General features: G+C 44.1%; 13 protein-coding genes. 4 read left to right on the top strand and 9 right to left on the bottom strand.

Annotated features, from left to right (window positions below; genetic code table 11):
* Positions 1–85: 85 nt before the first annotated feature.
* The 7 genes from VYM24_RS03560 to VYM24_RS03530 all read right to left on the bottom strand — a co-directional run bounded on the left by VYM24_RS03560 (position 86) and on the right by VYM24_RS03530 (position 12,823).
* On the bottom strand, positions 86–2,014 hold the full coding sequence (locus VYM24_RS03560; protein WP_330941470.1) for an MGH1-like glycoside hydrolase domain-containing protein: 1,929 nt from the start codon (positions 2,012–2,014) through the stop codon (positions 86–88).
* 54 nt (positions 2,015–2,068) lie between these two features.
* On the bottom strand, positions 2,069–5,221 hold the full coding sequence (gene lacZ, locus VYM24_RS03555; RefSeq protein ID WP_330941469.1) for a beta-galactosidase, LacZ type: 3,153 nt from the start codon (positions 5,219–5,221) through the stop codon (positions 2,069–2,071).
* Between the two features lie 28 nt (positions 5,222–5,249).
* The gene (locus VYM24_RS03550) at positions 5,250–5,855 is read right to left on the bottom strand and encodes a LysO family transporter (protein WP_330941468.1); all 606 of its coding nucleotides are present in this window, start codon (positions 5,853–5,855) and stop codon (positions 5,250–5,252) included.
* Positions 5,852–6,130, bottom strand: coding sequence for a LysO family transporter (locus VYM24_RS03545; RefSeq protein ID WP_330941467.1), 279 nt, complete (start codon positions 6,128–6,130; stop codon positions 5,852–5,854). The genes VYM24_RS03550 and VYM24_RS03545 overlap by 4 nt, the downstream gene beginning before the upstream one ends.
* Before the next feature lie 108 nt (positions 6,131–6,238).
* Positions 6,239–7,789, bottom strand: a complete 1,551-nt coding sequence (locus tag VYM24_RS03540; protein WP_330941466.1) for a RagB/SusD family nutrient uptake outer membrane protein — start codon at positions 7,787–7,789, stop codon at positions 6,239–6,241.
* A 21-nt stretch (positions 7,790–7,810) separates the two neighbouring features.
* Positions 7,811–10,987 (bottom strand): SusC/RagA family TonB-linked outer membrane protein, encoded by a 3,177-nt coding sequence (locus VYM24_RS03535; RefSeq protein WP_330941465.1) that lies wholly within the window; start codon positions 10,985–10,987, stop codon positions 7,811–7,813.
* Between the two features lie 213 nt (positions 10,988–11,200).
* Complete coding sequence (locus tag VYM24_RS03530; RefSeq protein ID WP_330941464.1) at positions 11,201–12,823, bottom strand: tetratricopeptide repeat protein; 1,623 nt, start codon at positions 12,821–12,823, stop codon at positions 11,201–11,203.
* Positions 12,824–12,919: 96 nt separating this feature from the next.
* Between VYM24_RS03530 and VYM24_RS03525 the strand changes: the two genes are divergently transcribed.
* Positions 12,920–13,525, top strand: coding sequence for a ribonuclease HII (locus VYM24_RS03525; protein WP_330941463.1), 606 nt, complete (start codon positions 12,920–12,922; stop codon positions 13,523–13,525).
* On the opposite strand, the gene VYM24_RS03520 is transcribed toward VYM24_RS03525, so the two are convergent.
* Complete coding sequence (locus tag VYM24_RS03520) at positions 13,526–15,082, bottom strand: hypothetical protein (protein ID WP_330941462.1); 1,557 nt, start codon at positions 15,080–15,082, stop codon at positions 13,526–13,528.
* 225 nt (positions 15,083–15,307) lie between these two features.
* Between VYM24_RS03520 and VYM24_RS03515 the strand changes: the two genes are divergently transcribed.
* Entirely contained in the window at positions 15,308–16,129 is an 822-nt protein-coding gene (locus VYM24_RS03515) for a hypothetical protein (RefSeq protein ID WP_330941461.1), read from the top strand.
* A 7-nt stretch (positions 16,130–16,136) separates the two neighbouring features.
* On the opposite strand, the gene VYM24_RS03510 is transcribed toward VYM24_RS03515, so the two are convergent.
* Complete coding sequence (locus tag VYM24_RS03510; protein WP_291550954.1) at positions 16,137–17,063, bottom strand: magnesium transporter CorA family protein; 927 nt, start codon at positions 17,061–17,063, stop codon at positions 16,137–16,139.
* Between the two features lie 272 nt (positions 17,064–17,335).
* Here VYM24_RS03510 and gpmI point away from each other — a divergent pair, with 272 nt between their 5' ends.
* Together gpmI and VYM24_RS03500 are read left to right on the top strand one after the other, a co-directional pair.
* Positions 17,336–18,850, top strand: a complete 1,515-nt coding sequence (gene gpmI, locus VYM24_RS03505) for a 2,3-bisphosphoglycerate-independent phosphoglycerate mutase (RefSeq protein ID WP_291550955.1) — start codon at positions 17,336–17,338, stop codon at positions 18,848–18,850.
* Positions 18,851–18,919: 69 nt separating this feature from the next.
* Positions 18,920–19,501: a DUF3109 family protein gene (locus VYM24_RS03500; RefSeq protein WP_291550956.1), complete on the top strand. Its 582-nt coding sequence runs from the start codon at positions 18,920–18,922 to the stop codon at positions 19,499–19,501.
* The last annotated feature ends 16 nt before the right edge of the window (positions 19,502–19,517 follow it).

Below are 19,517 nucleotides of genomic sequence, written 5' to 3'. Positions count from 1 at the left end.
AGTGACATTTTCCAAAACAATATTAGCGTAGCTATGAAATCATAGAGGGATAGATTTCCAAGGAAAGCTATCCCTCACGCAGGAATTACTTTCCGTAATCATCGTACATCATCAGCAGATGGGAGGAACTCCAACTAAAATGCGGTGCTTTTAGTCGCTCTCCGGTGTGAGTGCCGTAGTTCTCGTGGACGGGCGCTCCTTCTTTCAGTCCGTTCAGGCGGTCGAATACCTGCAAGGTATATTCATCGGCGAGCTTATGATAACCGTAGTTGCGGAGTCCGCGGATGGCAAAGTAAGTTTGATCCAGCCAGATAGGACCACGCCAGTAGCCGCGTGGGTTATACTTGGGATTATCCGCGGCAATGGTGGGGAAAGGAATATACGTTGAGAACTTTGCTGTATCTTGAAGCATGGGCAGCATCTTGTCTACCTGTTCTTGCGTGGCAATTTGTGTCCACAGCGGAGTATAGGCTTCGCATCCCGGTTCTTCAATAAATGAACCGTCTTTCAGGCGGCGGTCAAAGAAGAAGTTGAGTTTGGGATCAAAGAAATAATCGGCTACTTTGTCGCTATAGTCAGGACCGTCGAATGGGACATTCAGTAATCCGGCAAACTTCTTCAGCATTTTACATTCCAGTGCCAGGTAGGCGTTCAGGTCTACACTTTCCTGGTCCATACTCCAGGCATCTTCGCTTCCATCGTTTTTCAACATCATGGCATCGTCAAAACGGATGGCATTGTCCATTCCGCTTTCCCAAGCGGCTGCTTCCAGAGTACCGTCTGTGGAGCCGTATTCACACATACCGTTATGGTTATGGTCGCGTTTCTGATACCACCATTTATAATAAGAAAGCAGTTGCGGATACATCTCGGAAACGAAAGCCGTGTCGCCTGTATGCGTGAAAATCTTGTCTACAGCCCAACATACAAGGGGTGGCTTGCTGTCGCGCGCATTGTTTTCGGATGGATCAGTGTAGATACAGTCGATTACCATGCCGTCCGGTTGCTGATAATCGAACATGGCGCGGATGTTATTCTTTGCCAGTTCAGGATCGAACTTAGCAGTCCCCGCACTGAAACGCCAGGTGTCCCATGCCCAGAAACCTACGAAGTAGCTTGCTGCATGACTTGGAACGATTCCCTCGTGCAACAGACCGCCACGGTGGGTGCGCCAGTTGGAGATAAGAGTGGTTACGGCTTTCACGGCGATGCGGTCATATTCGGGTTTCATGTCGGTACGCAGTATCTTCGTCAGGTATCCTTCCCAACGTTCGGCATTGGCCTGCAATGCTTTCTCGGGATTATTGAGCAGGTTGGGGAGGTTCTGTAATCCGGCTGTCATTTCCTTTTCGGAGGTGAAGAAGGAAATGGCTACATTTACGGGATACTTAGAGGGGTGGATAAGGGCGGTATAATTGTTATCCGTTCCGGTAAGTGCCACATCGGGAGGGAACGTTACAGTTACGCTTTCTCCACTGGGATGGCGGGCTATTACAGAGTTCTGCTCTACGCTTACGGTTATATTCTTCCCCCATTGACTACCGGTCAGCATCAGTTCTTCCGCTTTGTCGGCTTCTATACGAAGCAATGCGGTGGAGGCACTTACGAAGTTAAGCCGTTGGGTGATAGTTCCGTTGCCGGAATGGGCGGACATATACAGTTCTCCGGGATAGTAACAGGTGGAGTCAGGCACAAAGGTATCTGAGATTTTCTGACTAAAACCTACCGTAACAGCGGATTGAGCCATCCACTGGCGGCGGAACATATCCAGACTGAACGGGCCGCAGAAACCGTTTACCCAATTCTCTTTCTCGGGAAGAGTGAAACCCATCCACGAGCCGGCATCTGTGAACCAGCCGTAACAGCGGTGCAAGGTATCGGGAGTGTAGGCGATATCCAATATATTGTTGAAGGTATACCGCTTCTCTGCAGTGTTTTTGTTGCCGGGAGTGCAGGCGGCGATACCTGCAACCAACAGAGTAAAACAAATGATGTGTATAAACTTGTGTCGCATGATCTAATTTATAATTAATGATTTCTTTTTAGGTGATAAATTATCATTTATCTCTCAGAACCAACATTTGTGAGCCTGTTCCGCTGCATCATCTTTTGCTTCGAGCGGTTGCAGTGTGAAACTGTATTTCCACTCTTGTGGCGTGATGGTGTATTCGGGATGTACCTGTGCTCCCCAGGTATTGTCACCCCCCACACCCATCTGCCGATGATCGATGTTCAGCCAAATTATATCCTTTTTCAGGATACTTCCTCCATGACGGCGTTCCACCTGCGAGGGACGATATTCAATGTCCTCCATCGGGAAGTTCCAGACGCTTACGCTCAGAGGCTCTTCTCCCGTAATCAGTAAACCCTCTCCGGCGGCATTGCGTAGGGCAGTCCAACGTACATCACAGTGATTGGCCGTTTCCTGGGCACGTACATACGGATGGAATTGTTCCCAAACCGTAGCATTATACAGGCCTATCAATGCTCCTGTCTTCCGGTCTGCATAGTTTTCCTGCGGACCGCGTCCTAGCCAGGACATCATTTCATATTCTGCCGGAAGTATCATGCGCATACCCAGACGAGGCATTTCACTCAGTGCCTGTTTGCCCGGGGTGAAGTGCATGCTCACCCGGACAGCACCGTCAGGATGAATATCATAGATCGTTTGCAATGTAGAGCCTTGCGCTTCCATCTTATAAGTAGCCGTTACGGTGGCAATCTGCTGTTTCTCCGTAACTTCCAGATTCTCCAGTTTAGCATCCTTTCCGGCAGTCTTCCAGGTGGCGCAGCGATTGAGGTGTCCATTAGGAATATCGTTGTCCGTCAACGGACGCCAGAAGTTGGGTTGTAATCCCTCTTTTATCAGATTCTTTCCATGGTAGATTAGTTCTGTTATCTCACCGTTTTGGGCAGAGAAGGCTATCTGGAAGTTATTTCCTTTCAGTGTGATTGCTTCGTTATTCCGGTCTATTGCCAATGTATTGTTGGCGGGCTGAACCTTTCCGGCGATTTGAGTCGTGGGGAGTATCCATTGCTCGATGGCCACTTCATGTCCTTTCGGTATCAGCGGAGCTTCATGCTTGGTGAATGCGCGCAGAGTCAGGAAGTATTCCTTACCGTCGGCAGGCAATGCTTTCAAGGGTAATTCTATATTGGCAGAGTTTCCCGGAGTGATTACGGGGAAGTCCATTTCACCTCCTTGTACCGCTTTTCCGTCGCACTCTACTGCCCAACGCAGGATATATCCTTCCAAGCCGATGAAATCATGTCGATTGCTGGCTTTTATCTTGTTCGGAGTAAAAGCTATCGGTTCGAAGTGAATGTATTGCAATACTTTCTTTACCTCATAGATGTGCGGATGGAGAGAACGGTCGGCGGCTACCAATCCGTTGGCACAGAAGTTAGAGTCGTTGACGATGCCTACAAAGCCCATGTCGCCTCCGAATGCCCAGATATCACGGTTGTTTTTATCTTTGATGGCGAATGTCTGGTCTACCCAGTCCCAGATAAATCCGCCCTGTAGCTGGTCATACTTATAAATCAAATCCCAGTAATCCTGGAAGTTTCCTATGCTGTTGCCCATCGCATGGGCGTATTCACACATAATCAAGGGGCGTTTGTCACGCTGATTGATGTGGCGGCGCAGTGACCAGATACGTGCATACATCGGACAGTAAATGTCGCTTTTTGCATCGTAGCCGCCTCCTTCGTATTGTACCGGACGAGTCGGATCTATTTTCTTAGTATAATCATACAGCGTTTCAAAATGTTTGCCATACCCGGATTCATTACCCATGGACCAGGTGACGATGGCTGAGTAGTTACGGTCGCGTGCAATCATGCGGCTCATGCGCTCCATGAAGGGGCGTTCCCAATCCGTATAATTAGCCAGCGTACCATCCTTATGATCCATCATGCCATGACTTTCGATGTTGGCTTCATCTACCACGTACAGACCGAATTCGGTGCAAAGCTCGTACCAGGCAGAATAGTTCGGATAGTGACAGTTGCGTACACCGTTCAGGTTGAATTGCTTCATCAACTGAATATCATGTATCATGGAAGCAACACTGATAGTGCGTCCTTTGTGCGGATCGTGCTCGTGACGGTTTACTCCTTTAAACAGTACTGCTTTCCCGTTGATCATCTGCATTCCGTTGCGCATTTCTACCGTGCGGAAACCAAAAAGGTGAGTGAAAGATTCCAGTGGTTTTCCCTGGGCGTCGAAGGTACTGACTACTAATGTGTAAGTATTTGGCGTTTCAGCATTCCATGCACGTATATTCGGGAAAATCTCCTGTTGGCTGAACAGAGTATCGGTGGTGGAAGTGATGGATTTCTTCCGGTTGTAAATCTCCTTGTCTCCATCCAATATCTTAACTTCGACGGTTTCTCCGACTTTCGGCTGGTGAAGTAATATATCGAGGTCTAGTTCCCCATCTTTGTAATCATTGACTAACTCGGCAGTCATACGGAAATCACGGACACGGCTTTGCGGACGGGCATAGAGATATACATCTCGCTCAATGCCACTGTATTTCCAGTAGTCCTGCCCTTCAAGATAGGAGCCGTCGCTGTAACGGAATACTTTCACGGCAAGTTTATTACTGCCTTTTTTCAACAACTTCGTAACGTTGAAGTGAGACGGCAGACGGCTGTCTTCGGCATATCCGGCAAGTTCACCGTTCACCCATACATAATAAGCGGATTCCACTCCTTCGAAGTCAAGGAAGATATCCATACCTTCCCAACCATTCGGGACGGTAAACTCACGGATGTAAGCTCCTACCGGATTGTAATCGGCAGGCACATACGGAGGATTGGCAGGAAATGGATAGCGGGTATCCGTATAGATAGGAGCATCGAATCCTTGCAGTTCCCAACTTCCGGGAACTTGTATTTTGCTCCACTTCCGGGTATTGTATCCGGGTTTATGAAAATCCTTGGGACAAAGATCGTTATTCTTTGAGAACAGGAATTTCCAGGTTCCATCCAGAGAAACTCGTCTTTCTGTCGCAGGATTCACGTCGAAACGCACATCGGCGGGGAGAGAGCGTTGTTTCAAAGCGTTGGTTTCATTCGTAAACGGAATGAAGTGCGCATACATCGGCTCTCTGTTTATCTCGTTGATTTGTGGGTTCTGCCAAGGTTCGTTATCAGCCAGGGCAGAAACACAAAGCAATGAGGAAAAGAGTAAGGTATAAACTTTGGCTTTCATGATAATTTGCTTTAAGTTCAAAACAATATTAAATTGAACAAAACAGTGTCACAAGGAACGGAACGCTGAAATCCACCACAAATCCGTGGAAGATGGAGACAACTACAAATTGTTGTCCGGCCGTTCGTGTAATAATGGGCAGTGTGGTGTCCATTGTAGTTGCCCCTCCGGCAGAGATAGGGGCGAGGTTACCGAACCAGCGTACCAGTAACGGTGCAGCCAGCAAGGTCAGAATCTCGCGGCTGATGTTGGCGAGCAGGGCAATTGTTCCTAATTCAGCTCCTTTATATTCGGTAATGAAGATACTGGAGAGTGAATAGTAACCGAAGCCCGAACCTACAGCCAGGCAATCTGTCAGGGAACGGTGTGTCAGTATCAGGCTGACTGCGGTAGAACCTGCCAACGTGCCCAGAATGGTCATGATAGGCAGGAATATCAACCGTGGATTGAGTGAACGGAAATTTTTCAACGTTTGTGGGTCATTGCCTACGCTTAGCCCTACACAGAACATCAGTGCGCAAAGTGCATAAAAGCTGACTTTACTATTTACTACGATGTCGATAGGTATCAGGTGAAAGACTCCGCAAAGTGTACCCAGCACAAAAAAGCCGACTATGATAAGACTTCCTTTCATGCTTGTCCTCCTTTCCGTTTGTATAAGGCTCTCCACAGTGCCCAAGCGGCAATCACACTTCCCAGAGTTCCACCTATGGTGAGTATGACGGCTTCAAAGCCAATGGTGTGCAGTCCTTTGATAATCTGCTCGTTTCCTCCCACTTCAATACCGAGAATGAAGAGCAGTACCCAGATCAGTACTGTGATAACCTTATGTATTTTACTTAAATTCCGTTTCCGTAAGAGGTAGCCCAGCAGCATTCCTGTGAGCATCAGTCCGATAATTGTAAACATATCTATGTCGTTTTTGAGGGCAAAGATAATTCATTTGAATATAACGAGGCGGTATCACTGTAAGTAAATACCGTCTCGTCAGGATGTCATATTGAATGAAGAGAGAATTTATTTGTTAATTTGGTCGTTCGAATTGATTTCAGTCAACGGAATAGGATAGAACGAATTCTTCTCTGCATTAAAGCCGGCGCGCCCTGCATCAGCCAGTGCTGAAGCTAATTTGCCCCAACGGCGTAAATCATACCAGCGCCAGTTTTCCAGCGGGAATTCAATCATGCGTTCATGTTCTATTTGCTCACGTACCTCCTGTTGTGAAGTTCCTTTCATAGCAGGCATGTCTCCATGCACATTTCTGATTTCATTAATCAGTGGAATGGCTTGTTCGGGATGTCCTTGCTCGTTCAATACTTCCGCCTTCATCAGTAGTACATTGGCATAACGCATCAAAGGAATGTTGATGGCACAATAATTATTGTATAAGCCATCATAGTCGGTGGGCATGAACTTGCGGAAAGAAGGACGGTTGTAACTTGTACCAGGAATAGGGTTATTCTTTTCATCGAAACTACAGAACCAGTTGTCATAATCGCCTCCGTAAACACGTCCGCTTCCATCATTGAAATAATCACATTGGAAGAATACACTCTCGTACAAGCGTGAGTCATAGCGTCCGGTTGTGGCAATCTCACCTTCTTTCATGTACGCTTCCATCAATACATTACTCGGAAGAATCTCATCCCATCCCCAAAGTTCGGATGTACCTATCCAACGGTGGAGTTGAGTGCGATAGTTAGCACCATTGGCGCTACTCATGGAAGTTTGCAACTCAAAGATAGATTCTTTGCTGTTTTTGTTGCTGGCGTCAAACATACTTGAAAACTTCTTTACCAGTTCGTAGCCCTTGACATTGTTTAGTGCTGTAAGTGCCTCATTCAAATATTCTGTCTTCTTGTCAGATTCTTCATAAGCGCGTGTCAGATAGGCAAAACCTAAATAGGCATTGGCTGCCCCACTGGTGGCACGACCGATGTTGTCGTTGTCATAAGAAGAAGGGAGAGCAGTGGCTCGCTTTAAATCTTCTATAATAAAATCCCAGGTATCGGGACGCGGTGAAAGTCCTTTGCTTAATTCTGCCTGGCTGGTGATATACTTATCACGGATGATAATTTCTTTCCAATTCAAAAGCAGTTTAAGGTGATAGTAAGCACGAAGAAAATAACCTTCGTTTATAATTTGTGTGCGGACAGTAGGGTCGATAGTTCCTTCTTCCATTTCTGTCACTTTCTCTATTACCTGATTGGCAAAGCTGGCTCCTTTGTAGTTGTTCCACCAATAATTGCTGAACTGTGAGTTACCGTTTGTGTAAGTGAAATTGTAGAGTTCCAACCAGTTGGGATAGTTACGTGCATCGTTACCCATATTGATAATGTCTTCACGGTAAGCTTCCACCGGCCATTTAACTTCGGCAAATTCCCAGGTGTCAATGTAGTATTCTAATTGCGAATATGCAGCCGATATTCCGGCTTGTGCATCACTTTCGTTACGCCAGAAACTTCCCGAAGTCAACTGGTCGGGAGATTCTAAGGTTAGATGATCATCGCAAGAGCTCACAAAGAGCGATGCAAAACAAAGGCTGGCTATATATATTACTTTTTTCATGTTTATACAATGTTAAATGAGTTAGAAAGTAAGTTGGGCACCCAAAGTGAATGAACGGGTAAACGGATAAATCAGTTTATCAATACCGGTATTCAATACACTTACACGTGAGAATTCGGGGTCGATGCCGTCGTATCCGGTGATTGTGAAGAGGTTTTCACCACTTACATAAAAACGCAATCTCTCGATGAATACTTTTTGCATCATTTTTTTCGGTAGGGTATAACCTAATTGTAATTGACGGAGGCGGACAAAGTCACCTTTCTCAATGAAGCGGTCAGACTCCTTCAAGTTACCGTTCGGATCGTTGAAGATGGCGCGAGGTATGTTTGTATTGGTATTTTGAGGTGTCCAGGCATTCAAGGATGATGTGAGGAAGTTGGAACCGGAGTTCATGCCTTCATAGAAGTACTTGTTACCATTATAAATCTTGTGTCCCCATGCACTACCCAATACAACAGAAAGGTCGAAGCCTTTATAGCCGGCAGAGAAATTCAGGTTAACTTCCAGTGTAGGTATACCCGATCCACAATAGACCTTATCGTCGTCATCAATAGAGCCGTCTCCATTTACATCTACAAAGCGGATATCACCGGCATCGGCGAAAGGCTGATACTCGTCTCCATCTGCATTTACATATTGGCGGGCTTCTTCATTGCTTTGGAACAAACCGTTGGTCTTATAAAGATAGAATGCACCAATGGGTTTGCCAACGCGCGTCTGGGTTGGGAAGTGTTCGGTTCCATATTTCAAACCTTCACCGTAAAGAACCTGTCCTTTGTCTGCCAGTTCTACAACTTTATTCTTGGTTGTACTGAAATTCATACCGATGTTATAATCGAAACCACCTTTTGAGTCAGCCCAGTTTATCTCAACTTCAACGCCGGAGTTGCGGATTTTACCCACATTCAGGATTGGGTTGTTCAAGCCGGCAGAAGGTGGAAGTGCTTTCGTAATCAAGAGTTCTTCGGTTTGATTGTAATAGTAGTTCATGGCACCGGTCAGTTTGTTGTTGAAGAAACCGAAGTCAAGACCAATATTCTTAGTATCTGTAGTTTCCCATTTCAACGAACGATTCTCCAGCCCGCGGGCAATACTTCCTGCCCATGCATTATCACCGTTACCTTTTACATATCCCTGGTATTTAGTGTTATAAGTAGAAATTAAAGCGAGGAAGTCGTAATATCCCAAGGCATTTTCGTTACCCAGACGTCCCCAACTGGCACGTAATTTCAAATTGTTCAGCGCAATACCTTTTGGGAAAAATTCTTCTTCACTGATTCTCCAGCCCACAGCTATTGATGGGAAGAAACCCCAACGGTTGTCAGCACCAAACTTGGAAGAACCGTCGGAACGTACAGTTGCCTGAATCAGATAACGATCGTTGTAGTTATAATTTACGCGACCGAAGAAGGATACGCGTCTGTAATCCCATTTAGTTCCATCACCGTCGTAAGTACCACCTGCACCTGCGCCGATTGTAGAGAAGCCCAGATCGAGGAAACCGCCTGCTTGTTCACCGATTACCAATTGCCCGTCCTCTACCTTATAAGTTGTTGATTTACCTTCTACGCCTACAGAATTCCATGTATATTTGCGAGCCATGGTTGAAGTACCGGCTATGGCATTGACAGAATGTTTACCGAATACTTTGTTGAAACTCAGTACATTCTCCCATACATGCTCTTCCCAGTAAGCGGTGGTTTCGCTATGATACGGATAGTCTCGCTTGGCTTTTACGTCGGAAATGTAAGCCGGTGTATGGTAAGTTTGGCGTTGATGCTCTCCACGGTAAGCATAACTTGTTTTGAAACTCAACCATTTAGTGAAGTTGGCAGTTAAAGCTACGTTGGCGGTGGTATGATACTTCTTATCTGTAGATTTCTCGTAGTGCTGGTCGGCCATGACATTACGATTGTTGGGCAGGTTATCGAAGTTTGTCAGACCGAAGCCATATTCTTCATTTTCATTGTAGATAGGTACCAGCGGAGAAATCATATACATTTCTTTCAGCTGATATTCGGGCTGTTTGCTATTTGTGAATTTGAAAGCCATGTTGGCGTCAATATCAAAGATATATTTGCTCATGTGCAGCTTTAGGCGTGCATTATCCTGACGGTAATCATTGCCAAGGAAAATACCTTTATCATCAGCGTGATTGTACGAAACGGAATATTGAGCATTTTCGCTACCACCTCTTACACTGAACATATAGTTCTGTGAAAGACCGGTACACATCATGGCATCCTGCCAGTCAGTGTCGATGCCAGTATTCTTGGTCATGTAAGGTTCTAGTTCCAATATTTGTTTTTCCCATGCACCGTTACCTTTCGGGTCGTATTGCGACTTATGATTCATTACATGAGCGTTCCAGTTCTCATACATTTGTGTATGTACTTTCTTATATTGCTCTGCATTCAGCAAGTCGAGCTTTTTCGCTACATTTGTCATACTTACGTACGCACTGAAATCTATTTTTGTTTCACCTTTCTTACCATTTTTAGTAGTTACGATGATTACACCATTGGCAGCAACCGAACCGTATATGGCAGCGGCAGCACCATCCTTCAGTACTTCCATGGCTTGAATATCCTGCGGGTTGACAGCATTTATATCACCCGGGAAACCATCGATGATATAAAGAGGTTCGTTATCTCCAAAAGTCTTTACGCCACGAATTTTTACTTGTACGCCGGCACCGGCGTTACCACCTGCTTTCATAATGTTTACACCGGCGATTTTACCTTGCAGCGCTTCGGCGGGGTTGGTGGTGGTACGTTTGGATAGTTCTTCGACGTCAACAGATGAAATGGCACCTGTCATATCACTTTTCTTCATGGTACCATAACCGATGACTACTACTTCTTCCAACATTTCAGTATCTTCTTTCAATACTACCTTAATGTTTTTTGCACCGTTAAGAGGAATTTCCTGAGTAGTGTATCCTACATAAGAAATAACGATAATTGCCTTAGGGGAAACGTTTAGTGAGAAGTTACCGTCTATATTGGAAATAACTCCGTTAGTAGTACCTTTTTCAAGTACACTTGCACCGATAACAGTTTCACCTGTTGTATCGGTTACTGTACCTGTCAGTTGAATGTTCTGTGCTAAAGAACTTAGTGGAATCAGGAAAGCAAAGAGTAAGGCTAACTTGACTACTCTCTTCATGGAACAATTCTTAATAATTCTACCCATGTGTGTGGTTTTTTAAGGTTAATAAAATGTGTTTCACACCACAAATAAGAATGTTATTTATCAAAGTTCACAATTTGGGAGTTCTATAATTAATCTACAAAAGGGCTTTTTAGAGGAAATATTTGTACTACAACGGAAACTTTAATTGTTTGATTTATAGTGATATAGTTCTAGAGTTATATCTACAAAATGCTATTGTGTGTAAGGATGGGGTTAAATACTTTGCAAATATGTAGTTAAGTCTTCTTCTGTGGATAAGTTGAGTGATTTGCGCAACCGGTAACGGTTCATGTTGATGGTTTTGGGAGTGCTTCCAGTAATCATTGAGATTTCTTTTGTAGAGAGATTCACCCGTAATAAGGTCGCGAGATATTTTTCGCCTTGTGTGAGGTTGGGGTGTTGCTTTACGAGTTTTTCGATAAACTCTTTATTTTTCTCTTCAACACTCAGCAGCAATGTATTATTGGTCTTATCTCCGCTTTGGTATTGGCTGATAAAAGCATTTACCTTCTTTAAATGGGGAACCAGTGCTTGGTTGTCCATTCTATACCCTTCCTTAATCATCTCACGTATTTTGTCCAGCAACTCGTTACGGCTTCTAAGAAATACGGCAAAACTGGTTACTTCTTGTTGACTGTTGTCTAAGGCGTTTTGTACATTTTGCAGTTCCAATTCCTGTTGGTGCAGTTTCAATTCGGATATTTCCCGTTGTGACAGTTCCAGTTGATATCGGGCTTCTATTAGTTGAAGGCCTTTTCTGCGTTTATACCATTTATATAAGAATATACTGAAGGCTAAACCAAGAACAAGTATACTGCCCAAAAGCCATAGGTTGCGCTTTAGTAGTTCTATCTTATAAGTTTGTTCCTGCATTTCGGTAGCATATTTCTGATCCTGATATCTTTTATAAGAGATTTCCTGTTCAATGTTGCGCAACTTGTTGCTACTTTGTAGCTCCTTGCTTAAAGCATACATTTGACTGAGCCGTTTATAGGCCTGGTCATAATCACCTATGGCGGCATATACCCAGGATGAATATTCATAATAATCACAAATCAATTCCTTGGCACCGATATTATGGGCGTATTCATAGGCTTTCTGCAGAGCTTCCAAAGCTTTGGAGTATTGCTCGCCGAAGTAATATTGCTTGCCCATATTGTTGTAGTTCTCTCCCAATGACCATTGTGCATCCAGATTTTTATTGATGGCTATGGCTTCCTGAATAAAAGATAGTTTCTTGTCCGTATCTCCTTGATATAGACATAAATTATTCAGATTGGTAGCAATCTCTTTTAAGTTCCTTTGGGCACGGTTGATAGTCAATGCCCGTTGAAGAAATCTTTCTGCTACCAGAAATTCATCAAGCAGATAATGCATGACTCCACGCTCATTATAACATCCGGCCACTGAAGCTGAATCTCCTAAAGACTTGAAAATAGAGGTTGCCTTATCATTCAGTTCTATCCCTTTGTTATAATCGCCCAATTTACTATATACACGTCCCATGAGTGAATAAAGCTGAGCTGTTTGCCGTTTGTTTGCAGGGTTGATATATCTCTGTGTATCATACAAATTCTTGATACTCAAATCGAAGTTACCCAGCAGTTGCTCTGCTTGGCAATAGAGTATCATAGCTTGTGCACGGGTTTCATTGGGCTCGTCTTCGGGAAATAAGGCAGCTGCCTGAGCTGCATAGTATGAGGCCTGCTTGGGATTGCTGAACAAGGCATTTTGAGCTTGTTCTAATAAGGTCTGGGCTTGTTTGCTGTCTTGAGCCTGTAAGGGGATCGTGGTTAATAGAGAAACTGCAAATATTAGATACAGTACTTGCTTCATAGTATATTTGTTGTTTCTGCAAATGTAATTATTTTCCTTTAAAAGTCAGGTTTGCTCTCAAAAAGATTTATCTTTGTGCCTCTAAATTAATGCTGTATGCTATTGCCTTATTTGAATAAAGATCTGATTGAAGCCGGTTGCGATGAGGCCGGACGTGGTTGTCTGGCAGGAGCTGTATATGCTGCTGCCGTGATTTTTCCCAAAGATTTCAAGAACGAACTACTGAATGATTCCAAACAGTTGACGGAACATCAGCGCTATGCTTTGCGTGAAGTGATTGAGAAAGAAGCACTGGCATGGGCGGTTGGCATTGTATCTCCCGAAGAGATTGATAAGATTAACATCCTGAACGCTTCTTTCCTTGCCATGCATCGTGCCGTAGATCAATTAAAGATGCGTCCGCAGCATCTGCTTATAGATGGCAACCGCTTCAAAAAATATCAGGATCTTCCGCACACCACGGTGATTAAAGGCGACGGCAAATACCTTTCCATTGCGGCGGCTTCTGTGCTTGCCAAAACCTATCGTGATGATTATATGAACCGTCTTCACGAAGAATTTCCATATTATGATTGGGACCATAACAAAGGTTACCCCACAAAGAAGCATCGTGCAGCCATCGCCGAACGTGGAACTACGCCTTATCACCGCATGACATTCAATCTGTTGGGTGACGGGCAGTTAGCACTTGATTTCAAGTGATTATTCAATCGCTTCATCCAGATCGATAAACAGGAATTGGTTTTCATTGTTAAGTAGCAGCAGCTTATTATCAATCACCCGTCCCTTCTTGAAATCAGTTTGAAGATGGGCTACAGGCATTCCCATTTCATGAATGAACCAATAGTCTCCACGATTGCCGATACATAAATAATCTTTTAGTTGAATACTGGGACTGTAAATCCGTTCCCGTTCGTAGGTCTTACTGATATTCAAGTCTTTGTCTACTTCATAGATGACTCCCTGATCATTATATACCAGGCAATGTTCCCCATTGTAGGCGAGCGACTGGAAAGCTGTTGTATCTTTGTTGGCTGCATAGAGTGTACCGGGCAACATCGCTTCCAGCTTACCGTATTGCTTGGTATCCCAAGGTACAATATTTACGATGGAATCCGTCAGCTCCTGATAAGCCATTCCGTCATCAAACAGCATGTAGAGTGCGTCATCAGTCCGCAGGGCATCTTCAATCATATCTTTCTTTACACTTAGTTGGTTGAAGAAGATTTCTTCTCCGTTTAGCAAGTTATAACAGGCTATAAATGGGCGCCCATATTTCTTGCGATTTGCTCCTTCGCGTAATCCGTAGCCGTAATTCAGCATGAATAACTTACCATCTTGCACGAAAAGTTGAGAGCGGGAAGCTTTCACATCAGGAAACTCCGTTTGCCACACTACGTTGAAAGCCGTGTCCATACAGGAGATGTGTTGACGGTCTGCCCAGTAATAAAGTGAATCCTGAGACAGTATATTGGAAGTCAACCCCGTGATTGTATTATTGGCAATGGGAACATAGCTGTAATAATAGGCGCCGCCGGTTGCTACGCCACCGGCTACTCCGACTGCTACGGCGGCTAATCCTTGCAACAATGCCGCTTTTGTATCATGAGCTCCCGGTTTGCCCGGATAGGTCAGTAACTCTCCGGTCATGAAATCCAGCTTATGCAATGCATCCGCTACAATCAGGCGTTTATTTTGTTCCAGATCAAGAACTTCGTTCCAACCGTATTGATGAGGTATTTTGTTTTCCCACAAATCGTTACCGAATTTCAAGTTGACAGCGCGGAGTTTGTTGGAGGTAGGGGAGTTATAACCTAAGACCAATCCCAATGAATCGTCCACATATATCGGAAATAAATTGGCTTCCCATCTCTTTGCTCCCGTTTCTCTACTGAGCAATGATATCTTGCTGCCGATTTCAGTTATCAAGACCCCTTCCGAAAGACAAGTTATCCGTGATTTGCTGAAGTCAATCGGCTGTTTCCATAGGAGCTGACTGCTCTTTGTGTCATAGAAACCTATTTCTCCTTTATTCTTCAGATACTTGCCGCTTTTAGTGGTTTCCCTGAAACTGACGCAGAGGTAATCGCCTTTATCACTCATGGAGAAGGTTTCCACCCGCTGCGGAAAAGTGTAGCACTGTGCTTTTAAGTCCGTTCCGTCCGCTTTCTTTCCTACAACGATGGTTTCGGACTGCGCATAAGAGATTGATGCCATGAGGAGCAGGCATACAAGCATTAGATTCCTGTGCGTTTTCATGTTCATTGACCTATTTTGGCGCAAACATACGTATTATTTGCGAAATCTGGTCATAAAGGGGAAAATATTATTCTCATACTGAAGAATGACTATATCTGATTTCAATTAGTATATTTGGACGGAAGCGAAGTAAAGGAAATATACGAAGCGGAAAAACAAAACTGACGTTGCATTAGGCTAAGTGTCTTTCTTTGTATATCTTTGTACACAAAGAAAGACACTGCTATGAATTGCTACAAACATTTGAATGACTATGCTGTTGCCACGTGCGCATCTTGTGGAGCAGGGTTATGTCAGAACTGTCTGGATAGTTCTGTTTACTCTTATGACGGCAAACCTTTGTGCTACGACTGTAATTTGAAAGCCGCGGAAGATGAAATGTCTACATTAAGTAGGCGGAAAGTATGGGTGCTGATAAAGTTCATCTTTGTATTGGCTTTCATGATATTGGGGTTCGCTATCTGGCAATTTACCGGTGATGCTATGAACGCGTGGATATATGCAGGTATTGGCGGCATTCCATCTGCTTTTAAGTCTACGAAGTCTTCTGAAAGAGTGCGGGTAGTCAGTAATGACATTATTGACACTCTTTTTTACCCGTTTATAGCTTTGCTGATCCGGTTGGCGCTTATCATCGTTCTTGCTCCCATTGCGGCTATCTTTCTGGTGATCATGAATCTAGTTACTTTCTTCAAAACTTCGAGTGCTTTGAAGGATACGAAGAATATGTATGCTTTCCTGCTGAACGCTCCGAATCAGCCGGTACAGATGTTTTCCGCATCCCAATCTTCTGTACTTCAATCTTCAGCGGCTACGAATTCAAAGAATGTTGACGATGCTGACGACTCCTGGATGGACAGCTTTATGAAACCTTCCAGTACTAAACCTTCTGTTATGACAACGCGCCTTACCTGGAAAACCCAACCTACTGCTGCCGGAGCGGACAAGGTGGATAAAGTGGAAAAGGTGGAAGAAGAAATAAAAGAAGATGATGATAGTCACGAAACTGCGACTATACCATCTTCGATGCAAAAACAAATGCGGTAATGGTATTTTAGAACCACTTAATCTTCCTGAACCAAATGAATGTTCCTGCCGATAGAATAACGGAAATCAGGATAATCAATATGAAAGCATACGGGAAACCTTCCAAGTGAATATCCACGTTCATGCCGTAGAAACTGGCTATCAGTGTCGGTATCATGAGCGTGATGGAAAGGCTCGTCATGCGTTTCATGATAGCATTGACGTTGTTGGAAATAATGGAGGCAAAAGCATCCATCGTTCCTGTCAGGATGTCGCTGTAAATGTTTACGGTATTGTATGCCTGTTTTAGTTCAATGACTACATCCTCCAACAGCTCCATATCCAGATAGTCGGTATCCTGGAAGATATTCTTCAATCGCCCGATCATCACTTCATTTCCGCGGATGGAAGTGTTGAAGTAGACAAGGGTTTTTTGCAACTTCATCAGACGGAGCAAGTCTTCATTGCGGATACTTTTCTCCAACTCTTTTTCCGCATTGGCTACATCATTGTTTATCTGTTTCAGATACTTCAAAAACCAGACGGCAGAAGAATAAATCATCCGCAGGATCAAGTCCAGCTTATTGTTTACTACGATACCTTTGCGACGTGTATGTTGGATAAAATCTGAGATGAGTTCAGTCTTGTGGTAACATACCGATACGATAATTTCATTATTAGTAATGATGCCTATTGGCACGGTGATAAAGGGAATGCCATGCTGACTGCTCTGCATCGGGATACGCAGGATGGTGAGCAACCAGTTGCCTTCCGTTTCCGTACGCGGGCGTTCATCCGCATCGGCGATATCTTCCAAAAAAGATTCCGGAACTTTCAACTCTTGGGTGAGGAAATCAAAATCATTGTCATCGGGGCATTCAACGTTTACCCAGCTATTGGGCATCCATTGCGACTTTTCTATAAAGCCGGCTTCAGAATAAAGGTACGTTCTCATCGTAATGGCCTCCTTTCTTTAGGAACGAACTGAGGCATTGCGGGCAACGTCTCTGTTCGCTTTAATTATAAATACTATTGCACGTTCGTGGGTTTGAATCGTCCATATTTCTTGTTTTTTGTTTTTTAAAGCGCGACAAAAGTACATAAATCATTTGAAACAGTACGCTTTAACCGTGCTTTTTTGTACCTTTGCAGCCGGAAAAATCGTTCTCTCTATAAAGAACGTTTTTGCTAAGGTTAAAGATTGTACATTTAAAATCAATTAATATTATGAGTAAGAAAGCCCTTTTAATGATTCTTGATGGCTGGGGTATCGGCGATCAGGGGAAAGACGATGTGATTTTCAATACACCTACTCCGTACTGGGACAGTCTGCTGACAACATATCCTCACTCACAGCTTCAGGCAAGCGGTGAAAACGTAGGTTTGCCTGATGGTCAGATGGGTAACTCGGAAGTAGGACACCTTAATATTGGTGCCGGACGTATCGTATATCAGGATCTGGTAAAGATTAACCGTGCATGTGCCGACAATAGCATTCTAAAGAACCCGGGAATCGTTTCCGCCTTCACTTATGCCAAAGAAAACGGTAAGAATGTTCACTTCATGGGATTGACTTCCAACGGTGGCGTACATAGCTCATTCGACCACTTATTCAAACTTTGCGATATTGCCAAAGAATATGGTGTGGATAATACTTTTGTTCACTGCTTCATGGATGGACGCGATACCGATCCGAAGAGCGGTAAGGGCTTTATTGAAGAACTGACTGCACATTGCGAAAAGTCAGCAGGTAAGATTGCTTCTATCGTAGGTCGTTTCTATGCAATGGACCGTGACAAACGTTGGGAACGTGTGAAAGTGGCTTATGACTTGCTGGTAAACGGCGAAGGTAAAGTAGTTACCGATATGGTTCAGGCTATGCAGGAATCTTATGACGAAGGTGTGACGGACGAATTTATCAAGCCGATTGTAAATGGTAACTTCGACGGAACCATTAAGGAAGGTGATGTAGTTATCTTCTTCAACTATCGTAACGACCGTGCGAAAGAGTTGACCGTAGTGCTGACTCAACAAGATATGCCGGAACAGGGTATGCACATCATTCCGGGCCTGCAATACTACTGCATGACTCCGTATGATGCATCTTTCAAAGGCGTACATATTCTTTTCGATAAGGAAAATGTTCAGAATACATTGGGAGAATATCTGGCTGCTCAAGGCAAGACTCAATTGCACATTGCTGAAACGGAAAAGTATGCTCACGTAACTTTCTTCTTCAACGGTGGTCGTGAAACTCCGTATGACGCTGAAGAGCGCATCCTGGTTCCGTCTCCGAAAGTAGCTACTTACGATTTGAAGCCGGAGATGAGTGCTTACGAAGTAAAGGATAAATTGGTGGAAGCTATCAACACTCAGAAGTTCGATTTCATTGTTGTGAACTACGCTAACGGTGATATGGTAGGACATACCGGTATTTATAGCGCTATCGAGAAAGCTGTAAAAGCTATCGACGAATGTGTGAAAGATACGGTAGAAGCTGCCAAAGCCAACGATTATGAAGTAATCATCATCGCTGACCACGGTAATGCAGACCATGCATTGAATGAAGACGGCACTCCGAACACTGCTCACTCTCTGAATCCGGTTCCTTTTGTTTATGTAACCGAGAACAAGAACGCTAAGGTTGAGAATGGTGTTTTGGCAGATGTTGCTCCTTCTATCCTTCACATTCTGGGTATGGCGCAGCCGGCTGATATGACAGGAAAAGACTTGATTAAATAAACAGTAATGACTATATAAGTAAAGGCGGGGTGTACTCCGCCTTTATCTTTTCTAATTCTTTGGCTGAAGATGATACAAATAGGTGACGTAGTTGTCAGTTTTGATGTGCTGCGTGAAAAGTTTATATGCAATCTGGATGCCTGTAAGGGTGCTTGTTGCATTGAGGGAGATGCCGGGGCGCCGGTAGAACTGGATGAAATAGAAAAGCTGGAAGAAGTACTGCCTGTGATTTGGGAAGAACTTGCTCCCGAGGCACGTGCTGTTATAGAGAAACAAGGTGTAGTGTATACTGATTGTGAGGGTGATCTGGTGACTTCTATTGTCAACAACAAGGATTGTGTTTTTACTTGTTATGATGAGAAGGGTTGTTGTTATTGCGCTATTGAAAAGGCATATCGGGACGGAAAGATAGATTTCTACAAACCTGTTTCCTGTCATTTGTATCCGATCAGGGTAGGAAATTACGGAGTTTATAAGGCAGTGAATTATAATCGTTGGGATGTGTGTAAAGCCGCTGTATTGCTGGGACGGAAAGAGAATCTGCCGGTATACAGGTTTTTGAAAGAACCGTTGATACGTAAGTTCGGTGAGGATTGGTATGCTGAGCTGGAATTGGTGGCAGAAGAGATGAAGAAACAGAATCTATTGTAGGGATAGTACGGAACCA

Origin of the sequence: Bacteroides sp. MSB163 (genome assembly GCF_036416795.1) — a bacterium.
Taxonomy (GTDB): domain Bacteria; phylum Bacteroidota; class Bacteroidia; order Bacteroidales; family Bacteroidaceae; genus Bacteroides; species Bacteroides maternus.
This window is presented reverse-complemented; position numbering and strand designations above follow the sequence as displayed.

Coding starts and splice junctions, on each gene's coding strand:
- VYM24_RS03560 (WP_330941470.1), bottom strand. CDS start 2,014: ATGCGACACAAGTTTATACACATCATTTGTTTTACTCTGTTGGTTGCA.
- lacZ (WP_330941469.1), bottom strand. CDS start 5,221: ATGAAAGCCAAAGTTTATACCTTACTCTTTTCCTCATTGCTTTGTGTT.
- VYM24_RS03550 (WP_330941468.1), bottom strand. CDS start 5,855: ATGAAAGGAAGTCTTATCATAGTCGGCTTTTTTGTGCTGGGTACACTT.
- VYM24_RS03545 (WP_330941467.1), bottom strand. CDS start 6,130: ATGTTTACAATTATCGGACTGATGCTCACAGGAATGCTGCTGGGCTAC.
- VYM24_RS03540 (WP_330941466.1), bottom strand. CDS start 7,789: ATGAAAAAAGTAATATATATAGCCAGCCTTTGTTTTGCATCGCTCTTT.
- VYM24_RS03535 (WP_330941465.1), bottom strand. CDS start 10,987: ATGGGTAGAATTATTAAGAATTGTTCCATGAAGAGAGTAGTCAAGTTA.
- VYM24_RS03530 (WP_330941464.1), bottom strand. CDS start 12,823: ATGAAGCAAGTACTGTATCTAATATTTGCAGTTTCTCTATTAACCACG.
- VYM24_RS03525 (WP_330941463.1), top strand. CDS start 12,920: ATGCTATTGCCTTATTTGAATAAAGATCTGATTGAAGCCGGTTGCGAT.
- VYM24_RS03520 (WP_330941462.1), bottom strand. CDS start 15,082: ATGAAAACGCACAGGAATCTAATGCTTGTATGCCTGCTCCTCATGGCA.
- VYM24_RS03515 (WP_330941461.1), top strand. CDS start 15,308: ATGAATTGCTACAAACATTTGAATGACTATGCTGTTGCCACGTGCGCA.
- VYM24_RS03510 (WP_291550954.1), bottom strand. CDS start 17,063: ATGAGAACGTACCTTTATTCTGAAGCCGGCTTTATAGAAAAGTCGCAA.
- gpmI (WP_291550955.1), top strand. CDS start 17,336: ATGAGTAAGAAAGCCCTTTTAATGATTCTTGATGGCTGGGGTATCGGC.
- VYM24_RS03500 (WP_291550956.1), top strand. CDS start 18,920: ATGATACAAATAGGTGACGTAGTTGTCAGTTTTGATGTGCTGCGTGAA.